This window comes from Nonomuraea sp. NPDC049400 (genome assembly GCF_044466425.1).
Classification (GTDB): domain Bacteria; phylum Actinomycetota; class Actinomycetes; order Streptosporangiales; family Streptosporangiaceae; genus Nonomuraea.
Genome location: NZ_JBITMP010000066.1, coordinates 38,276 through 59,046 on the forward strand (window position 1 = coordinate 38,276; position 20,771 = coordinate 59,046).

The 20,771-nt window shown below is 67.4% G+C and carries 17 protein-coding genes; 11 read left to right on the top strand and 6 right to left on the bottom strand.

Features of this window, described 5'->3' with window-relative positions; translation table 11 throughout:
• The first annotated feature begins 133 nt into the window (after positions 1 to 133).
• From ACIBVN_RS53180 to hemC, 3 genes are all read left to right on the top strand, one after another.
• Complete coding sequence (locus tag ACIBVN_RS53180) at positions 134 to 286, top strand: hypothetical protein (protein ID WP_397149291.1); 153 nt, start codon at positions 134 to 136, stop codon at positions 284 to 286.
• 103 nt (positions 287 to 389) lie between these two features.
• Positions 390 to 1,265: a hypothetical protein gene (locus tag ACIBVN_RS53185; protein ID WP_397149293.1), complete on the top strand. Its 876-nt coding sequence runs from the start codon at positions 390 to 392 to the stop codon at positions 1,263 to 1,265.
• Positions 1,262 to 2,215 carry a hydroxymethylbilane synthase gene (gene hemC / locus ACIBVN_RS53190; protein ID WP_397149295.1) on the top strand — a complete coding sequence of 318 codons (954 nt, stop codon included), beginning with the start codon at positions 1,262 to 1,264 and terminating at the stop codon, positions 2,213 to 2,215. Before ACIBVN_RS53185 ends, hemC begins: the two co-directional genes overlap by 4 nt.
• A 76-nt stretch (positions 2,216 to 2,291) precedes the next feature.
• Here hemC and ACIBVN_RS53195 read toward each other — a convergent pair whose 3' ends face one another.
• The 4 genes from ACIBVN_RS53195 to ACIBVN_RS53210 all read right to left on the bottom strand — a co-directional run bounded on the left by ACIBVN_RS53195 (position 2,292) and on the right by ACIBVN_RS53210 (position 6,719).
• On the bottom strand, positions 2,292 to 3,659 hold the full coding sequence (locus ACIBVN_RS53195) for a cytochrome P450 (protein ID WP_397149297.1): 1,368 nt from the start codon (positions 3,657 to 3,659) through the stop codon (positions 2,292 to 2,294).
• A 334-nt stretch (positions 3,660 to 3,993) separates the two neighbouring features.
• Positions 3,994 to 4,146, bottom strand: a complete 153-nt coding sequence (locus ACIBVN_RS53200; RefSeq protein ID WP_397149299.1) for a hypothetical protein — start codon at positions 4,144 to 4,146, stop codon at positions 3,994 to 3,996.
• Positions 4,147 to 5,292: 1,146 nt separating this feature from the next.
• On the bottom strand, positions 5,293 to 5,469 hold the full coding sequence (locus tag ACIBVN_RS53205; RefSeq protein ID WP_397149301.1) for a hypothetical protein: 177 nt from the start codon (positions 5,467 to 5,469) through the stop codon (positions 5,293 to 5,295).
• A 398-nt stretch (positions 5,470 to 5,867) separates the two neighbouring features.
• Complete coding sequence (locus tag ACIBVN_RS53210) at positions 5,868 to 6,719, bottom strand: hypothetical protein (protein ID WP_397149303.1); 852 nt, start codon at positions 6,717 to 6,719, stop codon at positions 5,868 to 5,870.
• A gap of 492 nt (positions 6,720 to 7,211) precedes the next feature.
• Here ACIBVN_RS53210 and ACIBVN_RS53215 point away from each other — a divergent pair, with 492 nt between their 5' ends.
• The 3 genes from ACIBVN_RS53215 to ACIBVN_RS53225 all read left to right on the top strand — a co-directional run bounded on the left by ACIBVN_RS53215 (position 7,212) and on the right by ACIBVN_RS53225 (position 12,611).
• Positions 7,212 to 8,027, top strand: coding sequence for a hypothetical protein (locus ACIBVN_RS53215; RefSeq protein ID WP_397149305.1), 816 nt, complete (start codon positions 7,212 to 7,214; stop codon positions 8,025 to 8,027).
• Positions 8,024 to 11,623 (top strand): DEAD/DEAH box helicase, encoded by a 3,600-nt coding sequence (locus ACIBVN_RS53220; RefSeq protein ID WP_397149307.1) that lies wholly within the window; start codon positions 8,024 to 8,026, stop codon positions 11,621 to 11,623. The genes ACIBVN_RS53215 and ACIBVN_RS53220 overlap by 4 nt, the downstream gene beginning before the upstream one ends.
• 655 nt (positions 11,624 to 12,278) lie before the next feature.
• Positions 12,279 to 12,611, top strand: coding sequence for an Lsr2 family protein (locus ACIBVN_RS53225; protein ID WP_397149309.1), 333 nt, complete (start codon positions 12,279 to 12,281; stop codon positions 12,609 to 12,611).
• 225 nt (positions 12,612 to 12,836) lie between these two features.
• Here the strand turns inward: ACIBVN_RS53225 and ACIBVN_RS53230 are convergent, their stop codons facing one another.
• Complete coding sequence (locus ACIBVN_RS53230) at positions 12,837 to 14,090, bottom strand: DUF1173 family protein (RefSeq protein ID WP_397149311.1); 1,254 nt, start codon at positions 14,088 to 14,090, stop codon at positions 12,837 to 12,839.
• Between the two features lie 1,141 nt (positions 14,091 to 15,231).
• Here ACIBVN_RS53230 and ACIBVN_RS53235 point away from each other — a divergent pair.
• Entirely contained in the window at positions 15,232 to 16,149 is a 918-nt protein-coding gene (locus ACIBVN_RS53235; protein ID WP_397149313.1) for a phosphotransferase family protein, read from the top strand.
• 62 nt (positions 16,150 to 16,211) lie between these two features.
• Here the strand turns inward: ACIBVN_RS53235 and ACIBVN_RS53240 are convergent, their stop codons facing one another.
• The gene (locus ACIBVN_RS53240) at positions 16,212 to 17,723 is read right to left on the bottom strand and encodes a helix-turn-helix domain-containing protein (protein ID WP_397149315.1); all 1,512 of its coding nucleotides are present in this window, start codon (positions 17,721 to 17,723) and stop codon (positions 16,212 to 16,214) included.
• An 89-nt stretch (positions 17,724 to 17,812) separates the two neighbouring features.
• Here ACIBVN_RS53240 and ACIBVN_RS53245 point away from each other — a divergent pair, with 89 nt between their 5' ends.
• The 4 genes from ACIBVN_RS53245 to ACIBVN_RS53260 all read left to right on the top strand — a co-directional run bounded on the left by ACIBVN_RS53245 (position 17,813) and on the right by ACIBVN_RS53260 (position 20,249).
• Positions 17,813 to 18,187: a hypothetical protein gene (locus ACIBVN_RS53245; RefSeq protein WP_397149317.1), complete on the top strand. Its 375-nt coding sequence runs from the start codon at positions 17,813 to 17,815 to the stop codon at positions 18,185 to 18,187.
• A 447-nt stretch (positions 18,188 to 18,634) separates the two neighbouring features.
• Positions 18,635 to 19,444 (top strand): SAM-dependent methyltransferase, encoded by an 810-nt coding sequence (locus tag ACIBVN_RS53250; protein WP_397149319.1) that lies wholly within the window; start codon positions 18,635 to 18,637, stop codon positions 19,442 to 19,444.
• On the top strand, positions 19,441 to 19,788 hold the full coding sequence (locus tag ACIBVN_RS53255; RefSeq protein ID WP_397149321.1) for a hypothetical protein: 348 nt from the start codon (positions 19,441 to 19,443) through the stop codon (positions 19,786 to 19,788). The genes ACIBVN_RS53250 and ACIBVN_RS53255 overlap by 4 nt, the downstream gene beginning before the upstream one ends.
• Positions 19,785 to 20,249 carry a hypothetical protein gene (locus ACIBVN_RS53260; RefSeq protein ID WP_397149323.1) on the top strand — a complete coding sequence of 155 codons (465 nt, stop codon included), beginning with the start codon at positions 19,785 to 19,787 and terminating at the stop codon, positions 20,247 to 20,249. The genes ACIBVN_RS53255 and ACIBVN_RS53260 overlap by 4 nt, the downstream gene beginning before the upstream one ends.
• The last annotated feature ends 522 nt before the right edge of the window (positions 20,250 to 20,771 follow it).

Here is a 20,771-nt window from a genome sequence, read left to right on the forward strand (position 1 = left end):
CAACGATCGTTGCGTTCCGCAGAATGTGTTGCGACGCCTCAAGGCCTGATGAGAAGGGAGCCGAGCTTCCCTACACGCTGAGACCAGAGCACAGCGATGGCCGGTGTCACGCTTCCGGCGCACTTGTCTGTTCGTGCGGGGCGATGCCCCCGACGGGCGGATGATGAGCAACACTCTTGCCCGCCGCGCCGCCGCCAGCAGGTCCTGCCGTCCGGTCGCGGCGAGCGTCCTCGACGAGGACGCGGCCAACGACTGGGCCACCCCGCGGTCGCCCCCAGTGTTCTGACCGGCAGCATCAGGCCCGGCGGGTGCATATGGTCCGGGCCGTCTGCGATCTGGCCGGCGATCTCCTGTGACCGCCAGGATTGACGTTGCTAACCTGGCTTACTATGGAACTTGACAATCAGTCAGAGAGCGAGTCCGAGCAGAGTAGCGGCGGCAAAATAGCCAAACACAGCGTGCGGGTCGAAGTCTGGCCTCTGATGGCCGACGAGGACGGAATCTGGTTGATCAGTGGACTCGGCGCATGGCGCACGGGCGACATCAACTGCCAACCCCATCCCGCCGTGCAGCGATTACTGTCCGGCCATGGCGTGAGCGACCTCGTCCGGCTCCTGCACTCGACCAGCTGGCGGGCCATCGGCGGCGCGGTCGTCCTGACCTACATCGCCGTGCGCGACCACCCGCACGAGCCGCTCTCCTCCAGGTGGCCGGCCTCTCTTGCGATCACTCGCACCTGGGCTGCAGCGGCAGGCAAGCCTGCACCACACCCTCCGGCCGAAGCGCCGACACCACGCGACGCGGACGTGCTGCTGCACGGCCTTCGCCACCTGCGTTTTCTCGCGGCCACCGACACCACCGCCTATCAGGCCATGAGCGAGCAATGGAGATCCTGGCTGGAACCCTTCACCGCCACTCTGAGCGGCCTGTACCAAAACTCCGACGAACCTCCTGCGCCGGCCAACCAGCGCGGCTCTCAGCCGCCGCCCCCGCCGACGGAGACTCCCCCGAGCACCCACACGCCAACAACAAACCTCGCGGATACCGAAATTGCCCAGCCCCACGATCACGATGCAGCCATCGCCGCCGAACGGGCCTGGCTGGCAAAGGCTGTGGCACCTCTTTACGATCTTGAGCGGGAACGTCGTGGTGACCGGGCACGACACTATGAGGCCCCGCGTCCGGCCTTTGAAGGGCTGCACCGTGGTACCCGAGCGCACCCTCGATCGGTGCCAGCGCCTGCCCCTGGCCAGGTGGCGCAATGATCGACGATTTCCCCTATCTGGTCGATGAGCTGGCTGGCTCTCCGCTGCGGCTGGGTACCCGCGCGAGCCGGATGGCACTTGCCCAGGCCGACATGGTGGCACACGCGCTGAGGTTCGGCGTCGGCCGCGAGGTCGAACTCGTGAAGATCACCGCTACCGGGGACGCGCCGGCCGCCCCGCACGGCCAGCACAGCGACACCGGCGTGTTCGTCAGCGCGCTGCGCGAGCAGGTACTGCGCGGCAACATCGACGCGGCCGTGCACTCCTTGAAGGATCTGCCCAGTACGGCCGCGGACCCGCGGCTGACCATGGCGGCGATTCCGCGCCGAGACGACCCCCGCGACGCCCTGGTGGCCGGGGCCCGGCTGGACGAGCTGCCCGCAGGAACACGCATCGGCACCAGCTCCGCGCGCCGCGTCGCGATGCTGCGCGCGCTACGCCCGGACTTGACCTACGTCCCGATCCGCGGCAACCTCGAGACCCGCATTGGCAGCATCGTCGACGGCACGGTCGACGCGGTGGTGCTCGCGGTTGCGGGCCTGCGGCGGATGGGCCGCGGCCCCGCGATCGCGCAGATCTTCACGATCGACGAACTGCTGCCCGCCCCGGGACAGGGCGCGGTGGCCATCGAATGCCTGACCGAGCGCGTCGACCTGCGCCACACCCTGTCCCGGCTCACCGACAGGCGCACCCGCACCGCGGTCACCGCGGAGCGCGACGTGCTGGCTCACCTCCGGACGTGTCGCACCGACCCGGTCGGCGCCTACGCCGCCGACGACGGCCACCTCCTCACCCTCACCGCTGCGCTCGCCAGCCCGGACGGGCGGTGGGCACGCGTAACCGGCACCGACGACTCCGGGAACGCCTGCCACCTTGCTTATGACCTGGCCTACGACCTGCTCACCCGACACCACGACGCGCGTGCGCCGCACGCGAGCGCTGAGACATGACCGCCTTCGCTCCGCAACCGCCAGCTACCGATGCGCACGCCACATCCCGGGCACGCGCGATACCCCCGCTAGACCATCAGCCCGCACGGCTCATGGCTGCCCCGTCGTTCGACCCCGGATGGGCGCTGTCGTGTTGTGGCCAGCGGTTCTTGAATCCCGTACGGCGCTCTGCGAAGGTCACCGTGATTGGGGCTGGGCGGTTGGTGGGCCCCAGCTGGGGCCGAGCCCAGCCGTGGATCACGGGTCGATACCGGCGCAGGGTGTTGGCCAGCAGCAGGGTAGCCGTGGTCTCGAAGAAGTGTCGGCCCAGGCATTGATGCTGCCCCGCGCCGAATGGGAGGTAAGTCCCCCTGGGGACAGCGCGGCCAGGAGCGAACCGGGTGGGGTCGAAACGATGCGGTCGTTCCCAAACCTGGGGGAGCCGATGCATCAGGAACGGGCTGACCAGCACGGTGGCGCCGGCAGGCATCGTTACCCCGCCAACCGTGACCGGCTGGTTAACCTGCCGCGGGATAACCCAGGCTGAGGGATAGAGTCGCAGCGCCTCCCGAACCGTCATCTGCGTGTAGGTCAGCGCGGGCAGATGCTCGGCGCGCAACGGCCCATCGCCAGCCAGCTCGTCAACCTCGCGAGTGATGTGATCAACAATGCCGGGGTGCCGGTGCAGGATCGGCCAGAGCCAGGAAAGCGTCGAGACCGTCGACTCGGTAACAGCTCCGTGGAGGGCCACGACGTCATCACGGATTGCTTGCTCTGCCGTCGATGGTGGCTCATCCCGCCAAGCCCGGCACAGCAAGCGCAACACGTCTGTAGGCGGCGTATCGGTGCTCTCATCCGCGAGAGCCAGATGCGCGCGGGCCTGGCGGATGCGCGGGTAGACGACGGCATCAATCATGGCCACCGCGCGCGCCACGACCCGGTCGCCCGGCAGTGGCACAAAGTCCGGCACGCCCGACAGCAGTATGCGCACGGTGCTCGCGCGCAGCGCGGCGTGATACGCAGGGCCTAAGCGCTGGAGGTCGTTTTCGGTAATCCACCCGCCGCACAGGTCGCTGAGAACAGGGTAGGTGATCCGGGTCAACGCTGTGGTGAGGGGAATCCGTTGACCTGGCACGATGGACTGATCAATGGCGCGGGCGAGGACGGCGTGCATGCGCTCACTCACATGGCTTACCGCACGGGCGGTGAAGTGGGGCTGCAGCAGGTCGCGACTGTGTTTCCAGGAGCCCTCAGCGAATACGCCGTGCTGACCGACCAGCAGGCGGATCTGGTCCCAGAACATGCCTCGCCGGACGAAGGCATTGCTGTCACGGAGCACCTGGCGCACATGATCGGGATGACTCACCAGATAAGGGCCACCCATCCCCAGTCGTACAACGCGGCCGCCGACAGCAACCGCGCCGATCCGTGTCAGGGCGGCGAGCGGGTCAGCGTTGTAGATCATCCTCTCGAGGGCGACCACGGGCGGGCGAAGGGATGTCATGTGACCTCCAGTCAGGGGCCTCGTAGGCCGAAAGGACGTTGACACCACGAGCGTCCGGTACCTCGGCGACGTGAAATAGCCCACGCATAAACGCGACCACTTCTTGCGAGCCGGAGATTACAGCTGAGGCGAGGGTCCTTACGGCCGAAAGGAGGCGCCAAGGCACCACTCAGGAATGCAACGTGAGTAAGCGTCCAAAACGCCAGCACCGTCGCAGCCACGGGCATCGTGGCTGCGACGGCCCGGCAGTCGGCCTGCCTCAATCGGGGCTAGGTGCCCTCAGAGAGGCCCCCGACTACCACTGGATCCAGCCAAGGGGAGCGGGAGCGGCCTTCTCAGGGCAGGCGCAGGTTTGTGCACTGGCGCCGCCGGCGGCGGCGACGCCGCTCAGCATGGCCAGGACGAGAGTGGACAGAGCCAGCATCAGGCGGATGCGGAGGCCAGGCATAACTTCTCCTTCTGAGCACGGCTGCGAAACAGAAGATCACGCGAACACCATTCTTCCTGACTCATAGTTATGCCACATGTCAGAGCAGATTGTCTGCACTTTCGGCAGATTTCATCCGTTTTCGTCACTCCACAGCCTGAGCGCTCAGCCAGCTTGACAAGTATATTTACGCAAGGTCAGGATATTTTGCCTGCTCCGTGCCGTTGGAGACCTCTGCACGGGTGATGTAAATAGTCGCGACGCGGGCGTGAGGTGACTGTCCAGGCGGTCAGCTGGGCAAGGGCCAGCCGCCCCCGTGACGGAGGTCCGCCAGGGTGCGGTGCTGTTGCAGCGCACCCGGGGTCGATCTGAAGGAGTACCCGAGCTCACACCTGCCCCTCCCACCCGGCCGCGGCAGCCATGGGGCGACGCCGGCCGCAACTCACCATCTGCCGGCGGTCATCGCGGTCTGTGATCGACTCTCGCGCTGGTCGTTGAGTAACCTCAGACCGGTCCACCCGTCGCGCAGGGCCCTGCGGCTTCCTCGTCGACCGAGGCGCCGGGCTGCCGCATACCCGCGCGGCCAGCAAGAACGCAGCTGATGCTCGGGTGTTTACGCATCCTCTGCTGAGGACAGCCGAGTGTCGTCTCGGGGAAGGCCACCTACGTTGGGCGCGCCGGCCCGTATAGGAAATGTCGGTGGCGTCCGGCATGGTAGGCCCATGTCCGACAGCCGCCACCGCTGTTCTGGCCGGCAACGTCGGCTCTCACCGGGGCTGAGCAGCACGCCACGGTGTTCCCGCGGAGACATGGGGCGGCCGTTGCGCTGCAAGCGACCACCGGATTCGCAGCACATTGAAACACTGCTCGCACCATGACGTTTGAAAGGGTCTCCATGACAGCCGCTCAGCCCCGCCTCTGCCCAAAGTGCCAGGGGGTGCCCGTGGCCACGCATGCCGCTGCCTACACGGCCGATCGCGGCCGGCTGATCATCACCCATGGGTACTGTCTTGGGCGGTGCTCCCACGCTGAGCCCGACGCTGCGCCCGCTGAGGACGCCGACAACGTGATCCTCCTTCACCAGTCGACGCCTTCGGACGCCCCTTCAACGCCCTTGTAGCGACCCTTCGGCACCGCGCCGGGAGGTCAGGAGGGAAAGGAGGATCTCTAGCCTCGAAGACGGATGGCCGCCCGGGCCACCAGCACGGCGAAACAGACCAGTTCGGCGATGCCAAGCACGCCCAGCAGGACAATTTGGAGGATGCCGCTGACACTGCCGTTCATGACGATAGCGAACGCCACGGCCACAACGCCCGCCACGATGCTCAGCCATTCCGTGGCCATGATGTTCGATGAGTCACCTCTCATCACACCAAGGGTCCTCGCATCGCGGGCCGTTCGTAAGACACCGATGTCACCGGCGCGAGGTGACAGGTGTCATAGCGAGCGTCCGCTCGCGCGCGAGCTCGACCAGCAAGCCGCCAAAGCCGCCGAGCAACAGGCACGCGAAGCCGAGGAGGAGGCCGCGCGGCGTGGCCACTCCTGCGCGACGTGACGGACGGCGCCACCATGCACCTCACCGATATCTGGCCACGCCTGGAGCTCGAGCGATGGGACCTCGACCCCGTCGCGGTCCTCGAACTGCTGGCCCAGCGCGCCGCAGGTGCCTCCAGCCTCTACCGGCCCGACCGGGCTTTGCCACGCTCTGCCGGTCGGACCGGCGTACTCGAAGGGGTGAAAGATCAGCTTGCGGGCCGGCGACGTGCCGCCCCTCTCTTCAGCCGGTCGTGTTCCTGCTGCGCCGCCTGCCGCGAGATGCCGCCAAGCGCCCGCCCGATCAGTGGCCAGCCCAGCCGTGGCACCCGACCGCGAGCCCGGTTCAGGTCGGCCAGCCGCTCGGCGTCGAGGGCGGCCAGAATGCGGGCCCGATGCGCGGCGGCGACGGCAAGGACAGCGAGGTCGACGACGGCGTCCGCGGCGGCATCGGCGCGAGCCGCAGCCAGGGCCACATTCTCGTCCAACGTGGCGAGCCGACGTCGCCACTGCGCGGCGGCCGCTCCTGTGGCATACCGCGCGGTGAGCACTTCAAGGGCAAAATGCGGGTCCCCAGCCACGTCGTCAAGGGCGGGCTCAGGCAGCAGCCACTCCACCCCGTCATGCTGAAGAAGCAGATCAGGAACGGCGTACTTATCGCCGCCGGATGCCTGCAGCAGCCGCTGCGCCATGGCCGCCTGCCGGTCATTCACGCCGCGCTCTGGATCGGCCAGGTCACGGCAGGAGTCGGAAATGAGGAGCGACATCCCCGCAGCCGCGTGCCGACGTCGGTCGAACTCGAGCTTCCCGGCCAGGGCCAGGCGGATCGCCTGCATGGCGATGGCGTCCACTCCGACGTCGCGCGACAGGTCGATGTGATCGGCCGGGACGCCGGCCGGAGCGTGCTTTGCAAGCACGGTGCGCATCTGGCCGCTGGTGGGGCCGTTGCGCCAGCGCAGTTCCCAGCGCGGTCCCGGATAGGACGCCTCGATCTGGACACCGGTGAGGCGGGTGAGCGTGCGGGCGAGGTTGTGCAGCTGACGGGATCGGTTGGTGGCCACGTGATCTCCTTCCGACCCTCGACGGCGCAAGCTTAGCTTGCGCCGGGCTTTCCCTGCTGCTCAACCACACCGGACCATCATGAGCCGAGCGACGTTTCAGACTCTCGCACCATCGAAAACGATAATCAATCCTTAATCTTTCTATTCAGGCGCGCGGGCGAAGCCCGTTCCTTCTTTCATCCGACGGAGGGTCGCCACCCGCGGCGCCTCCGGTAAAAAATAGCCAACGCCTTTACTAAGTAGATCCATAATCGGGGTCATCCAGACCACCGCGTGGGATGCCCGAGGTCGAGGTTGAACCACGCCGTGTACGACCCGAGAGGCGATCTGGGCGGGCGGGTCGGTTCTCCCACCAGATGTCCCGTGAGGAGAGGCGATGGATCGCTCCATCCCGTACGCTAGGCGATCTACTCACGGCATCGGACGGGCTGGCGCATGCTCGAAAAATGGCTTCAGCAACACGATCCCCACGAGGTCTCCACGCTGCTACGGGTGCGACACCTCACGACCAGCGACGCGGTCGACCAGCACGCGGCTGATCAGTGGCTGGGGCAGGACCTGCTGCGCAACTACGTCCACCCCGAAGAGCGCGCCCTGCTCGAGCAGACCTTCCGCGACCTGGGACAAACAGCCCTGGCTGATCACTTGATCAGTCACAAGTTTCCCTCCGACGTCAAAGTGCGCAGCGGCGACTTCGGCGAAGCTCTCAGCGGCGCCTGGTACCGGCGCGCACGCCGCTGGTGCGTCCCCCTACTGAAGCTGCGCTTCAAGCATCGGCCCAACCAGCCAGTGCAAGGAGTCGACTTCCTGGCCTTCCGGCTGCGCGAGGATCCGCCCGTGGTGGCCACTCCGGAGGTGAAGACACGCCTCAGCAAGCAGTTGAACGTGGGCGTCGAGGCCGTCGCCAGCCTGCAGGGCGTGCTCGACGACCTGCCCTCCAGCCTGCATTTCGCCGCAGCGCGCCTGCTGGACCGAAAGATCGCGTTGGGTGCCCGTCTGGGGGCGCTGCTGGTCGGCCCGTACCGGGTGGAACGCCACATCGTGCTGGTACAGGACGACACCGGCTGGGACGAGCGGATCGTGGAACGCCTGGCGGCCCAGCTGACCGACCCCACCGAGGTGAGCGTGATCCGGCTACATGATCTACGCTCCATGATCGGGCGCGCCTACACCACGGCTGCCGCCGTGGCGCAAGCGCGCACCGGCACCGATTCCGCGGCCTCGTCCGCTCCCAGCTCTGCGCCGGTGTCAGCGTCGGCGGCACGTACGGCGACGACGGCCGAGGTGTCGGCGGCGGGGACGGGATGATGCGCGACTACGACGGCCGCTTGTCCGATCTGGCCGCGCACGCCTTCACCGACGAGGCCCGCCGCACCTGGCTGCGACAGCTGCGCTCGGCCACCCTGCTGGAGCGGGTGCGCCACCCCGACGACCCACGCCCCGCTTTCACCTTCGACCCCGGCCATGTCGCGCAGGCAGCCGACCTGGTCCGGCTGGCCGAACTCACCCGCAGTGGCCGCGAGCGCCGCCGCGACCCGGGGCAGCTGCCGACGATCGCGCAGGCCTACACCGATCTGGCCGAGGCCCGCCCGTCCGGTACTCCCCGCCGGATCGAACTCCTGGCGCTGGCCGCCTCCACCTGGAGCCTGGCCGGCTACCAGGCCAACGCCGCCAAACTCGCCGGCGACTACCTCGCCGACATCGACCTGGCAACGGGCAGCGCACCCGCGGCGGTCGAGGTCCTCGCCCACGCCGCGCCCGCGGGCATCGCCGCGTTGACCGGCGTCATCCTGCAACGCGACCTGGCCGAGGTGGCCCGGCTCGGCGCGCTGGCCAAGGAGACGCTGCCCGCGCTAAGCCAGCGGATGCTCCTGGACGCGGGAGATGAGCCGCTGGATCACGCCGACGCCGCGGTGCTTGCCGCCTACGGGCTGCTGGGCCGCGCCGCCCGGGCGCTGGTGCGGTTCTGGCGGCGCGGCGAACGCGCCGCCGGACAGAGCGCCCTGGCCGATCTGGAGCAGTCCGCCCGGCTCGTGCTGCATGCCAACGTCGTCGACACCTGGGTGTTGCTGGACAACCTCGCGCACGTCGTGGAGGACGCCGTCGCCACCTCACCGTGGCGGCTGCTGCGCCGAGCTCCCACCTGGAATGCGCTGTGGGAGCACTACCTGCGCGCTCGCGCGCTGGCGCGGCCGCCGGTGGTGCAGGTCTGGCTCTCCCAGCGGCAGGTCCTCGATGCCGGGCTGCTGGACGGCGATCAGCCGCATCTGACCGTCACCATGCCCACCTCGGCCGGCAAGACCCAGGTGGCCGAGTGGGCCATCCTGCACGCCCTGGCTGTCCCGGCACCACCAGGCCGGATGCCCAAGCTCGCCACCTACATCGTGCCCTCGCGCGCGCTGGCCGCCGAGATCGAGCGCCACCTGGCCGACAGCCTGGGCCCGGTGGCCTTACGTGTGTCCGGACTATTCGGCGGCGCCGAGCACGTGGGCTATGAGCTGCACCTAATCGCCGATACCAACGTGCTGGTCGTCACCAGCGAGAAGTTCGACTTGCTCTTGCGCAACGATCCCGACCTGGCCGAACGGCTCGCGCTCGTGATCGCCGACGAAGGCCACCTGCTCGGTGAGCGCGAGCGGGGACTACGCCTGGAACTGGTCCTGACCCGGGTGCGGCGGATCTCGCCCGCCGCCCGGCTGCTCATCTTGTCCGCGGTGCTGCCCAACGGGCACGAGATCGCCTCCTGGCTCGATCCCGCCGATCCACACCTGGCCGCCGTCGACTGGACCCCCTCCCGGCTGAACATGGGCGTCTTCACCTGGAAGGGCCGCAAGGTCGACGGCCAGCAGGGGTTCGTGGAGTATCGCTCCAGCGACGCCGACCACGGCTTCTTCCTGCCCTACGTGCTCACCCGGCGCCAGCGCCGGACCCGGTTGTTCCCCAGCGAGGTCAAGGACGTGGCCGCCGAGCTGGCTGTGCACTACCAGCGGCTGGGGCCAGTGCTGATCGCCGCGCCGAAGAAGGCCTCCACCGCCACCATCGCCCGGGAGGTCCGCAAGGCCGCAGATCGGGCCGACCTGGTCTTGGGCGCTGACGCCACCGGGCTGGTGCCTGCGGACCTGCGCGCCCAGCGCGAGCGGGTCATCGAGGTCATCACCGAGTACGCCGGCGCCGACCACGAGCTCGTCGACCTGGCCGGCTCAGGAATCGGCTACCACCATGCCGACGTGCCCGAAGCCATCCGCCAGGAGCTGGAGAAGGCCTACCGCGCTGGCGCGATCCGTGTCCTGGCCGCCACCAGCACCCTCGGCCAAGGCGTCAACCTGCCGGCCAAGACTGTGATCGTCGCCGGGATCCACCGCGGCCATAACGACCAGCTGTCGGTGCGCGATTTCCTCAACACCGCCGGGCGCGCCGCCCGTCCCTTCCGGGAGACCGAGGGCCACGTCATCCTCATCGCCAAGGACGAACCCGAGGCCCGCCGGCTCCGCAGGCGCTACCTCGACTCCCCCACCCTCGAACCGGTCTACTCCACCCTGCTGCGGCTGTATGCCGATCTGCTGCGTGCCCGGATGCCCGGGCAAGCGCGCCTTCCCAACGGGCCCGACGTCCCGACCGACCTTGACTTCGCTGACCCTGACACCGGCACCGCAGCCGCGGACTGGGCCGCCGTGCTCGATCTGCAACTGCTGGCCATGCTGGCCGAGGAGGTCGTCGACACCGACGACGAAGCCCTCCTGCACAGCGCCGTCGACCAGGCGCTGGGCACCACTCTGGCGGCCACCCAGCTCGGCGCCCGCCACTATCCGCTCGCGCCGCTGACCCGCTTTGCCAGCCGCCGCATGCGCGCCCTGGCCGCCCAGATCCCCGACGGCACGCTGCGCACCGCCTACCTGCGCACCGGACTCAGCCTGTCCGGCTGCGCCGATGCCCGAACAGCCGCCCAATTCCTGGCCGTGCTGACCGAGCTGGATCCCGGCCTGCTCACCGACGACGGCTGGCCGGAACTGCGCCAGGCGCTGCTGCGTCAGGCCATCACCGTGGCCGAACTGCAACGCTCGGCTGCCCAGGAACGGGTCGCCGACGTCGGCGTACTCGTCGACCTGGCCAGCGACTGGATGGACGGCATGTCGGTCGACGACCTACGCCGCCGCCACGGCGCCCGTCTCGGCCAAGACGACCCGATGCGGTTCGTCAAAGTGCTCGACCGGCTGGTGGTGCACGATCTGGCCTGGATGATCTCAGCGATCGTGCAACTGTGGGAGCACGAACGCGACGGATTGCCTCTGACTGGGCCTATCGCCGCGTGCGCTGCCATGGTCAAGTACGGCGTCAGCTCCGAGCCGGCGTGTTTTGCCGCCAGCATCGGTGTGCGCAACCGCCGGGATGCCATCGCCCTCGGCCAGCTCTACCCCGCCACACCCGGTGAAGGCTTCGCCCCCTTCCTGTCCTGGGCAACCGCGCTCACGCCCGAAGCAGTGGCGGGCTGGGTGAGCCGACAAACCGCCCGACTCTTCCTGGACCGGGCCGCCGTGCTGCTCACCCCCCGGCAGGCGTGGGCGTTGGCCATCGGCGAAACCGGCACGCTCACCGTCCCCCTGCGCGGGATCGGCCCTCTCGGCGCCGCCGCCCTCCTGGAGCACACCCAGGCCGGCGATCTCGTCCGCCTCCAGCGCGAACGAGACAACCTCGCCGATCCCCACGCCATCGCCGTCCACCTGCCCGCAGGCCAACAGCGCATCGGCTACATCGCCCGCGAGCTCGCCCATGTGCTGGCACCGCTGCTCGACCTGGAAGGCGGCCCCGCCGTCCATGCCACCGTCGAAACCCTTCCCCACCTGCGCACAGCAGCCGCGCTGGCCCGCCGTGATGCCGTGAACCTGCGCATCGAACTCTCCATCTGACGCAACAACCGCGACAAGACGGCCGGACCACGCTACGCCGGTTCCACACCCCACTTCATACGATGCCTGCGAGCTTGGAGGAGCGCCCCGTCACCGGCGAACGGCAGAGGCAGGCCGGCCACGACACCAACCACATATCCACCACCGCTGTCTGAGGTGAACGACAACGCGCCGGCCCAGGTATCCGTGCCGCAGCCGGGCACGGGGCCGCGGGTCGAACCGCGATCCGGCACAGTAGCGACCCGGGCGTTCATTCATGCAAAGGCTGGCGCGGCCGCGGTCACACCCATTCGCTTACCTCATTGTCCCTACTGGAGCTGCTTCCTGATCACCATTCTCTGGGCTCCTCACCCCCTGAGCCTCGTGGTGTGCTACGGACAGCAATGTGTGTCACGCCCTACCAGAAAAACGCGCAACCGCTTCCCCTACGGCCACCGACCTCCCCCGCCTGGCGATCGTTGCATGAGACTCACCGCTCAGCCGGTCATCTCGGCCCTCCCTGAAGGCGCCAATATTCCCAGAGCACCTGAGCGAGATAGTCTTCGATGTCGGCATAGTTCTTCGACATTCACCGCATCTCGTCGCCATGGCATGCCAATACCGCTAAGTTTGTGGTATCCAGAGCATGTAGACACACCTTTCGATGGGACAGGCAATGGCTAAGCGGATTCAGGAGATCCTCATCGACGACCTCGATGGGGGCGAGGCCGAGACGGCAGGTTTCGCAATCGATGGTTCGTCCTATGAGATCGACCTCAGCGACCTGAACGCCAAAAAACTCAGAGATGCGCTTACGCCTTTTGTGCAGCATGCGCGCCGGGCGAGCGTCTCAACCACGCGTCGCCGCGCCCGCGGCAGTGGGGCCAGTGGGATGAGCCGAGAGAAGAGTTCCGAGATCCGGCAATGGGCCAAAGCTCACGGCCTGCCGGTAAGCGAGCGCGGCCGCATCGCTTCAACTGTTGTGGTGAAGTACGAAGCCAGCCATTAGCCGTGACAGGACGAGAACTGAAGGCGCGCAAGACCGGAACGCCACATCAGACCCGGGGAAGCGCCGCTGACCTGCACACAGCCCTCGCTTCGATGATTTCAACACGGGGCCTACGTCGTCTCAGCGAGCACCCGGAATGCCCAGCCCCGTGATCGTCGGAGCTTTTGCTACTGTCATATTCGCGCTGATCCTGGACGTTGCGTGGCGAACGGGCCGGACGCGCGGCTAACCGGGCAGATCCGGGAGTGGATCACCTACCTCCCATTCCAGTACCGGTATGCCGGCGGCGGCATAGTAGGCACGTTTGTCGCGTTTGTGGTCTTCATAGGCTTGCTGGCCCTGTACGCCATAGACCTCAACATAGACCCTGGGGTCGACGTCGACCAAGATAAAATCGGGAAATACGGCAGCGCCCGCTTCATAGCGCAGCGGTTTGACGAACGCCCGCCCAGCCGCGACCAGATGGTCAGTCAGGCGTACTTCGTGGCTGGACTCCGCCGGCAGATATTGTGCGTTGGTCAACATCGCAACCATATCGACCACGCGGAGATAGCCTCGGCCCGTTCGCTCGACAACGGCTAGCACGATCCGGCGCGATTGCTCCGGAAGAGACGCGGAGAACGCAGCGCGGTAGGACCTGGCGACCCGATCCAGGAGCTGCGCGTCGCTGAACACAGGTGTGCGTTGATGGCGCAGCGCGATGCGGTACCCGTACGGCGTCGGCTCGATCAACCTGATCTCACCCAAGATCAGACCTCGGCGAGTCGTGCGGCCCGATGTGCCAAGCTCGCCACAAAAGCGATCGAAAGCCAGCGCAGTCGCCCTGGCGGTCTCCGGCCGATACGGCGGCACCAAATGCAGCACCGCACTCAGGGGCACATCGCTAACAGCGCAGGTGGCCACCTCATGGCTCAATGCCCGGTGGCAGTCGACCCAGGTCCTGCACTGGCCCGGTTCTCGCCATTCCGACAAGCCCGCATCCTGCCATACCAGGTGCAGCAACCCGAGCAGCCCGACCGACCGGCGCGTCGCCGACGGCACGCTATCCAAGTCGGGAGGCGGCGTCCGCGCTGCCGCCGCCCGGCCGGATCGCAGGTGCAGCGGGACAGCCAGGCGGACCCGGGTGCCCTGCTCGGTCTCCTCGATGGCTCCAGCTGTGTAGGCGCTCCGCCCCGACACCTGCAGGAGCTTGTGAAAGTCGCACCCGGTGGCATGCTGGTCACCTTCGCCGGGCCAGCCAGCCAGGTGGTACCGACCCTTCCCGGCCCGGATCACCAGACGTAACGGCGGCGTACTACACAGACACAAGCCGTACCCCACGCCTGCCTTGGCGGCTCCAAACAGGCTGCTGAAGCGTTCCGGAACTCGGCGCAGGCTCGTCAGCGACACACGTTGCCCTGCCAGTTCCACCAAGGGAGTGCCGGCCGCACCTGGGTCCACCGGCAGTCGCCGTACCTGTATATGCAGTCGATCACTCATGCCCCACACGGCGTTTCCCCAGAAGTGTTCCGGTCCTACCGGCAACGCGGTCTTCAGAAGGTGCTCAGTGCGCTCCCGCCTGGGATAGAGCTGGCACCCGACCCCTCACGGCGTCATCGTTTGATCAGTCGCCTCGTCCGCCGTGCCCCCGCTTTCAGGTTGGGCGGTGCCCAGACCCACTCGGCCGTCCGACCGGCTGGAGCGTCGGTCAACTGGGCGACCTCAGCCATCACAGGACTCTCATCGTTGCTGCTCAGAGCTGCCCACCCGAGCTTAGCCCTCCGCCTTGCGTCAGTCTTCTGCCTTGCACACTCTGCGAACAGACGCTGAAAGCAACGCTCAAGTTGAGCCTGCGCCAGATGCTCGTCGAAGACCTCAACCCACAGATTCACCAATTGCTCTTCCTCGTAGCAAGCAATGCCGATAGGCACCGACCAGCATGGGCTGACCCTGGAGTTGACCTAGCACTTTACTGCCCATGACATGTCCAACTTTCTTAAGCCTAGAATGAAATGTCAACACAATCCTGACTATCTGTCATATGCCCGGTCTGAGCAGTAGCCTCAGGATAGGGGTGCACCCGTGCGCCCCACCAGGCGATCTGGCCCCCATCTGCCCGAAGCGCGGGTGAATCGGCGCGCGACCCTGCAATACCGGCCGGCGCGCTGCCCGCTCGGCCTTGGACGTGCCCGCCACGACAGGCGCGGTGCCCGAGCTCGCACGGCCGGTGAGGGGCGGCTTCAGTGAGCGCCCGGGTATGCCGCACCGAGATCGAGCCGGATGCCTCGTTCAGCACGTTCTTCTTCACGTTCGGCCCCGGGCGCCACACAGTCCGCCGACTGTCCCCGTACGCTCAGCATCTCGAGCTCAAGGGGGAGCACGAGCACGAGGGCGGCACGCTGGTCCGCTGTCCCCACTTCTCGGTCGAGGGGCCACCAGCGCCGATGCGCCTGTTCGCCCGAGCCCCAGCGCCAGTGGGCGCTTCGCGTATCCTACGCTGCCGCGTACCCTCCCCTACCCAGCGGCACTTCGGCCTGGTGCATGCGACGCCTTCAACCCGGCACAACCGCCCTTCGGCTGGCGGCGGACCCGCTCGTATCCTTGACACGATGACCACCTCCAGCACCCCGCACCTCAGGCCATGACGGCCGATGGCCAAGCCGCGTCTTTCACCGCGGCGGCCGCGTTCCGCGCTCTCCATCTCGCATGCGAGCAGAGGGAGCTGAACTGCTCGGACGCCACCCTGCTCGGCCCCGTCGGCGACAACGGGGTATTCAGGCTTCCCCACGAACGCATCGTCGCCCGGGTGGCGTGGGGGATGCCCGCGTTAGCCACAGTCGAGCGGGAGCTTCGCGTGACCGCGTGGCTTGCCGAGCAGGATCTGCCCGCCGTGCGGCCTTCCGCCATGGTGGCGGACCAGCCACTGCTGTGTGACGGGCGGGTGATTACATTCTGGGAGGAGATTCCCGCCCCGCAGCAGGGGCGGCCGGCCGACATGGGCGCGCTGCTGCGGCGCCTGCATGCGCTTCCCGTCCCGCCTGAGGGGTTGCTGCCCAGGTTTGATCCGTTCTACCGCCAGGACTCCCATATCCGCGACGCCACCGGCCTCCACGAGCAGGACAGGCGCTTCCTGCTGGATCACCTGGAAGAGTTGCGGGCCGCCTATGACAACCTGCCGTTCGTCCATTCGCTGCGCGCCATCCATGGCGACCCGCATCGGAAGAACCTCGTTCGCGGCGCCGATGGCCGCACCGTCATGCTGGACCTAGAGAGGTTCGCCGTCGGGCCGATCGAGTGGGATCTGGTCGTGGTGGCGGTTTACCACCTGGTCGGATGGTACGACGATACGGAGTATGCCGCCTTCGTCGAGAGCTACGGCTGGGACATCACGCAGTGGGATGGCTTCTCCACGCTGGCGAGCGTGAGGCAGCTGCGAATGACGACGTGGCTGGCAGGCCGTACCGGCCGGGAGCCGCGGCTGATCCCCGAGGTGCTCAACCGCATAGCGACGCTGCGTGACCCTGCCGCTCCCCGCCGCCCGTGGACGCCGGGGACCTGACTGGCCTCGGGTGGCCTTAGGCCGCGACGTCGGTGGCTTGCCGCAGGTCCGCCTCGTGAGCGCTACGTGAGTGCGAGGGCCTCGTGCCACTGCTCGCGGAAGTCAGCGACGACCGGCAGGGCCGTGTACGAAGCCAGCTGGTCGTTGAACCGCTCGACGTAGGTCTGGACTCGCCGCGACTTCAGGTCACCAGCCATGGCGAGCGCCTCGGCGGCCGTCGCGCACGCCAGCTCCACGTCGTGCCTGCGGGGCCTGCGCGAGCTGACATGAACACCGGCTTGGATCAGTCGGCAGAACGTCCGCGACCGGCGATACGTGGGGCTCGACTCGCTAAGGGCAAGGCCAGTGTGGGTAAGGGCCTCGCTTGTGTCCCGCAGACCTGCGAAGCAGTGGCCGAACTCGTCATGGAATTCCGCCTCGTCGAAATAGCTGATCCAGTCGGGATCTTCTCCCTCGCGCCGCTGTGCGAATGCTCGCTCGGCCTCCCTCAATGCGGCGTAGCAGTTACGCCGGTCACCGAGGCTGGCCAGCGCGCGGGCCTCCATCGCGTAGTACATCGAGAGCACGGTCGGCGTCGCTCTGCTGCCGGCGCCATACCGGGCAGCTCGGGCCAGATCGACCGCCTCTTGGTACTCGCCGACGAAGGTGGCTTGGTGGGATGCCAGGGCGAGCACCTTGCCGCCCAGCGGCCGGTCGCCGGCGGCATGAGCGAGGTTGAGCGCCTGCACGAAATACCTCCGGGCCGTGCCGTGCATGGCCAGGTCGTACGCCATCGCACCAGTCTTGTACGTCAACTGGGCGGCCACCGCGAACAGGTCCTGGCCCACACGGTCGGTGTATGAGCCGTGCAGCATGGACGCGACCTCGCCCTGCAAGAACGCCACCGCCGCCTTGCGGGCGTGCCCGCCCCCGTAGCGATGATCAAGAGTTTCGAACCTTCTCACTGTCGCACGCACCGCCTCCACATCACCGGCAGTGACATGGCGGGTGTGTCTCGTCTGCCCCGCTGGATCGGGCGGCAGAGCAACGAGCCACCTGCCCATCGGCGCCATGAGCATCGACGCGGGCACCTCGTCGAACTGCAGCCAGCCCTCTTGGTCGAGGTCACCCACCCACAACGTCTGGGCCGCCTCCAGCATGCCGGCTCGGGAGGGAAGGAAATCCAGCCCTCCGTTGGGGCCGGCAGACGCGCTGCTGCCTGGCGCAGCACTCGGCACCAGGCAGCGCCCCGGCACCACCCGGCTGATCCTGTCATCTGAGAGCGACGCTGACCGGCCTATGGCGGCCAAAAGCGATTTAAACCGGCGGTACGCATCTTCGTCGGCTTGACGCAGCGCGACGTCAAGCAGTGCCTCCGTATCGGCCTTCGGGTGTGTGAGCACCCCCATGCTTTCCCAATTGGAAACCGTTCGCTGAGATACGCCTACGAACAAGGCGAAGGCGCGCACGCTCAGCCGCAATGCCTTGCGCAGGGCGGTTGCTTCCGCGCCCGTCCATTCCACGACCGTCGCCACACCCAAATGGAAGCACGTTTCGAGGCCCAACTGCAGGGACCTGCAACGGAACTGCAACACCGCTCCTCTCCACAGGCTGGAACAAGGCTTGCATGATCGATGCACGCACCCCTCACCAGGTAAAACGCCGACGATACTTGGGACGCATCATGACTCATGTCGAACAGCGCACCCCGCACGGTGTCGTATGCGGTTACCTCCGGCTTGTCGGGGTGTCGGCCAGAAAGGCGATGGGCCTTCGGGCAGTGCTGGATGACTACTGTCATCGGCGTGGCCTGCTGCTGGCGGCGGTACCTACCGAACGCGTTAGCTCGGTATGCGGCCAGCGGTCAGTCGCGTTCACCGCGCTGCTGGACGTCATCGCCATTAGCGAGGTTGTGGGCGTGGTGCTGCCGTCGCCTGAGCATCTTGGGCCGGGGCAGCTCGCGGCCGAACGTGAACAGCAGATTCGCGCTGCGGGCGGCGAAGTCTTCTTCGTCCGCAGCCGAAATCGGACCCAAGCCCTGTGGCGCCCTGGAAAGTAATTGAGCTCGGTCACGCCACCGCAGCGGCGTGACCCAGCCCATCGGATATCGGAGATCCGACAATGACGAACTGTAGACCAGCCCTGGCTTCCGCGGCGGTGTCATACGCGTTGCCTGTCGTGGGCATCGTGGCCGCCGCGCTCAGCACCGCAGCCACGTCCGGCGCCCCAGCCTCCGGCTATGGCGGATTCCGCCGTGCCAGCCGGCCCCGGTTACCAGGAGAGTCGTCCGTTGCTCTCGTGCACTGGTCGGTCGGCCAGGAAAGGACGCGGTCGGACGGCGGCAAAAGTACGGCGGCGACCGGTGCGAAGTGAGCCGCGTTCGATTCCCGGCGAAACGCCTTCCCCGTCTGCACTACCTGGCGACGGCGGCAATGTGGGGTCGACAGACACTCGCCAGCGGGGCGAGGAATCGATCGCGTCCAGCGCTTGGCCGAAGCTGGACACGTTGTCCAGGCGTCAGCCTGAGCGGCGGCCGCCGCAGTCGATTGACCCGACTGTGCCGAATGTGGCGCGCATGCACAACTACCTCCTCGGCGGCAAGGACAACTTCGCGGCGGACCGGGCCGCAGCCGAGGAGGCTTTGCGGCTGAATCCTGCCGCGGCGTTGTGCGCGCGGGCGAATCGGGCGTTCATGGCCCGGGCGGTGCGCTTCGCCGCTCAGGCCGGTGTGCTGCAGTTTCTTGATCTCGGTACGGGGCTGCCCGCGGTGGACAACGTGCACGAGGTGGCGCAGAACATTGAGCCTGACGCGCGGACGGTGTACGTGGATTACGACCCGATCGTGGCCCAGCATGGGCGAGCGCTGCTGGCGACCGATGACCGCACGGTGATGCGCGAAGGGGATCTGCGCGATCCCGAAGCGATTTTGGCGGACGCGTCGAATTACCTGGACTTCAATAAGCCCGTGTGCCTGCTGCTGGTAGCGAGCCTGCACTTCGTCACAGCCGCCGAGGATCCGTACCAGATCGTGAAACGGCTGATGCGGGTCACCAGGCCAGGAAGCTTCCTGGTCATCTCGCATGTGATCGAGACGAAGGTGACGCTCGCCGCGATGGCCGCGTACCAGAGGGCGTCCGCGCCAGTGACGCTGCGAACCGTCGCGCAGGTCCGCCGGTTCTTTACGGCGGCGGACGCGGACCTGGTGGATCCGGGCCTGGTACGGGTCCCGCTGTGGCATGCCGGCCCGGACGATCCACACGCCGAGAGCGACGCCGCGGGGGTGGATTTCGTAGGCGGGGTCGGGAGGAAGACGTGACAGCGCGGGTGGAGCTGGCCAGTCCAGCCGGGACCCTGGCGCGAGCATTGGCGGCGGACCTGGGAAGGCACGGGATCACCTCGCAGATCAGCGAATGCGAGGGTATCGCGGTGGTGGGAATCTGGGCGGTCAGACTGGCGGTTTGGTGCGAGTGGGCGCCGGGCGGGTGGCGTTTCCGCTGGTGCCAGAACGATCCGCCACCCGTGCGCGGGAGGTGGGACTACACCTTGTGCCCGTGCTCGGCGATGGAGACCGCCGTACACCGACTGGTGCGCTTCTACGGTGAGCGTCACAAGCGGATATACGGGACCGCTCCAGTCGTCGGCGGCGAGGACCCGTCATGAGCGGCGCGCACGCGGCCAGGACGGCAGACGCTGGGGAGACGCCACCGGAAGGTCTCAGGTTCGATAGTGAGCCGGGGTATGTGGAAGCGCGGCGTGATCCAGTCGGCCCGTTCGTGGAAGTCCGCTGGCAGCAGGTGCGGGTGAAGGTCCGGCTCGCCGCGTGGGTGCGTTTCGTACAGGAGAACAGAGCCGGCACGTACGCTCCCGAGAAGCTCCCAGACAGGCCGGGGTGGGTGCGGTTCGAGATCGACGAAGGGCTCAGCGAGAAGAACGCGCCTTCGGGGTGGAGCCCCAAGGTGCTCGAGGTCCCTCAGGTGGTGTGGGATCGCTTCGTCGGTGCGGTCACGACGACCGCACTGGAGGATGTTGGCCTTCACTGGATGGGCTCGCCGCCCCCGCTCCCTGTGTTGCCCCCGCGCGCCTCGGCCCCGCAAAGCCTTGATGTCAGTGACGGCCCGTAGCGGGGCCAAAGACGGCCCTGCAGGAGTCGACAGAGCCGCTGGACCGGTCGTCCAACTCACTTCTGCAGGGTGCTGAACGCCTCTGGGTGCCCGGGGGCGGCCTGGGATCGCATCCCAGGTGGGCGAGCCGCCTGTCCCTTCTGCAGAGGCCTCGGTGTGGGCCGGGACAGAGTGCCCGCCACCGGACCCTGGCCCCTGGGCAACCAACGGGCGATAGAAGGCCCTCGGCCGAGCTTCAGACGACTCCTGTGCTGGGTTAGCCAAGGGCTCCACCATGTGTGCAACCAGAGCGAGGAGACGTGATGGCCAGGACGGGCAAGGTGTAGGGCGGCAAGAGCGCCGAGCAACGCGAGCAGGAGCAACTGGAGCGGCTTGTCGCGATCGGGTACGAACTGTTCGCCGATAAAGGGTTCGCGCACGTGAGCATTGAGAGGATTCCATCCTGTTTTCCCAGGTAGAAGGGGATGGCCTGGCGCAGTTGGGCGTGATCTCTGCTGGTGAATGGCAGGGATCATGGTTCTT

Excerpts from the sequence above, each read along its gene's own strand:
- ACIBVN_RS53195 (WP_397149297.1), bottom strand. The coding sequence starts at position 3,659 with ATGATCTACAACGCTGACCCGCTCGCCGCCCTGACACGGATCGGCGCG.
- ACIBVN_RS53205 (WP_397149301.1), bottom strand. The coding sequence starts at position 5,469 with ATGGCCACGGAATGGCTGAGCATCGTGGCGGGCGTTGTGGCCGTGGCG.
- ACIBVN_RS53260 (WP_397149323.1), top strand. The coding sequence starts at position 19,785 with ATGAGCGGCGCGCACGCGGCCAGGACGGCAGACGCTGGGGAGACGCCA.
- ACIBVN_RS53235 (WP_397149313.1), top strand. The coding sequence starts at position 15,232 with ATGACGGCCGATGGCCAAGCCGCGTCTTTCACCGCGGCGGCCGCGTTC.
- ACIBVN_RS53230 (WP_397149311.1), bottom strand. The coding sequence starts at position 14,090 with ATGAGTGATCGACTGCATATACAGGTACGGCGACTGCCGGTGGACCCA.
- ACIBVN_RS53245 (WP_397149317.1), top strand. The coding sequence starts at position 17,813 with ATGACTCATGTCGAACAGCGCACCCCGCACGGTGTCGTATGCGGTTAC.
- hemC (WP_397149295.1), top strand. The coding sequence starts at position 1,262 with ATGATCGACGATTTCCCCTATCTGGTCGATGAGCTGGCTGGCTCTCCG.
- ACIBVN_RS53225 (WP_397149309.1), top strand. The coding sequence starts at position 12,279 with ATGGCTAAGCGGATTCAGGAGATCCTCATCGACGACCTCGATGGGGGC.
- ACIBVN_RS53200 (WP_397149299.1), bottom strand. The coding sequence starts at position 4,146 with ATGCCTGGCCTCCGCATCCGCCTGATGCTGGCTCTGTCCACTCTCGTC.
- ACIBVN_RS53220 (WP_397149307.1), top strand. The coding sequence starts at position 8,024 with ATGATGCGCGACTACGACGGCCGCTTGTCCGATCTGGCCGCGCACGCC.
- ACIBVN_RS53185 (WP_397149293.1), top strand. The coding sequence starts at position 390 with ATGGAACTTGACAATCAGTCAGAGAGCGAGTCCGAGCAGAGTAGCGGC.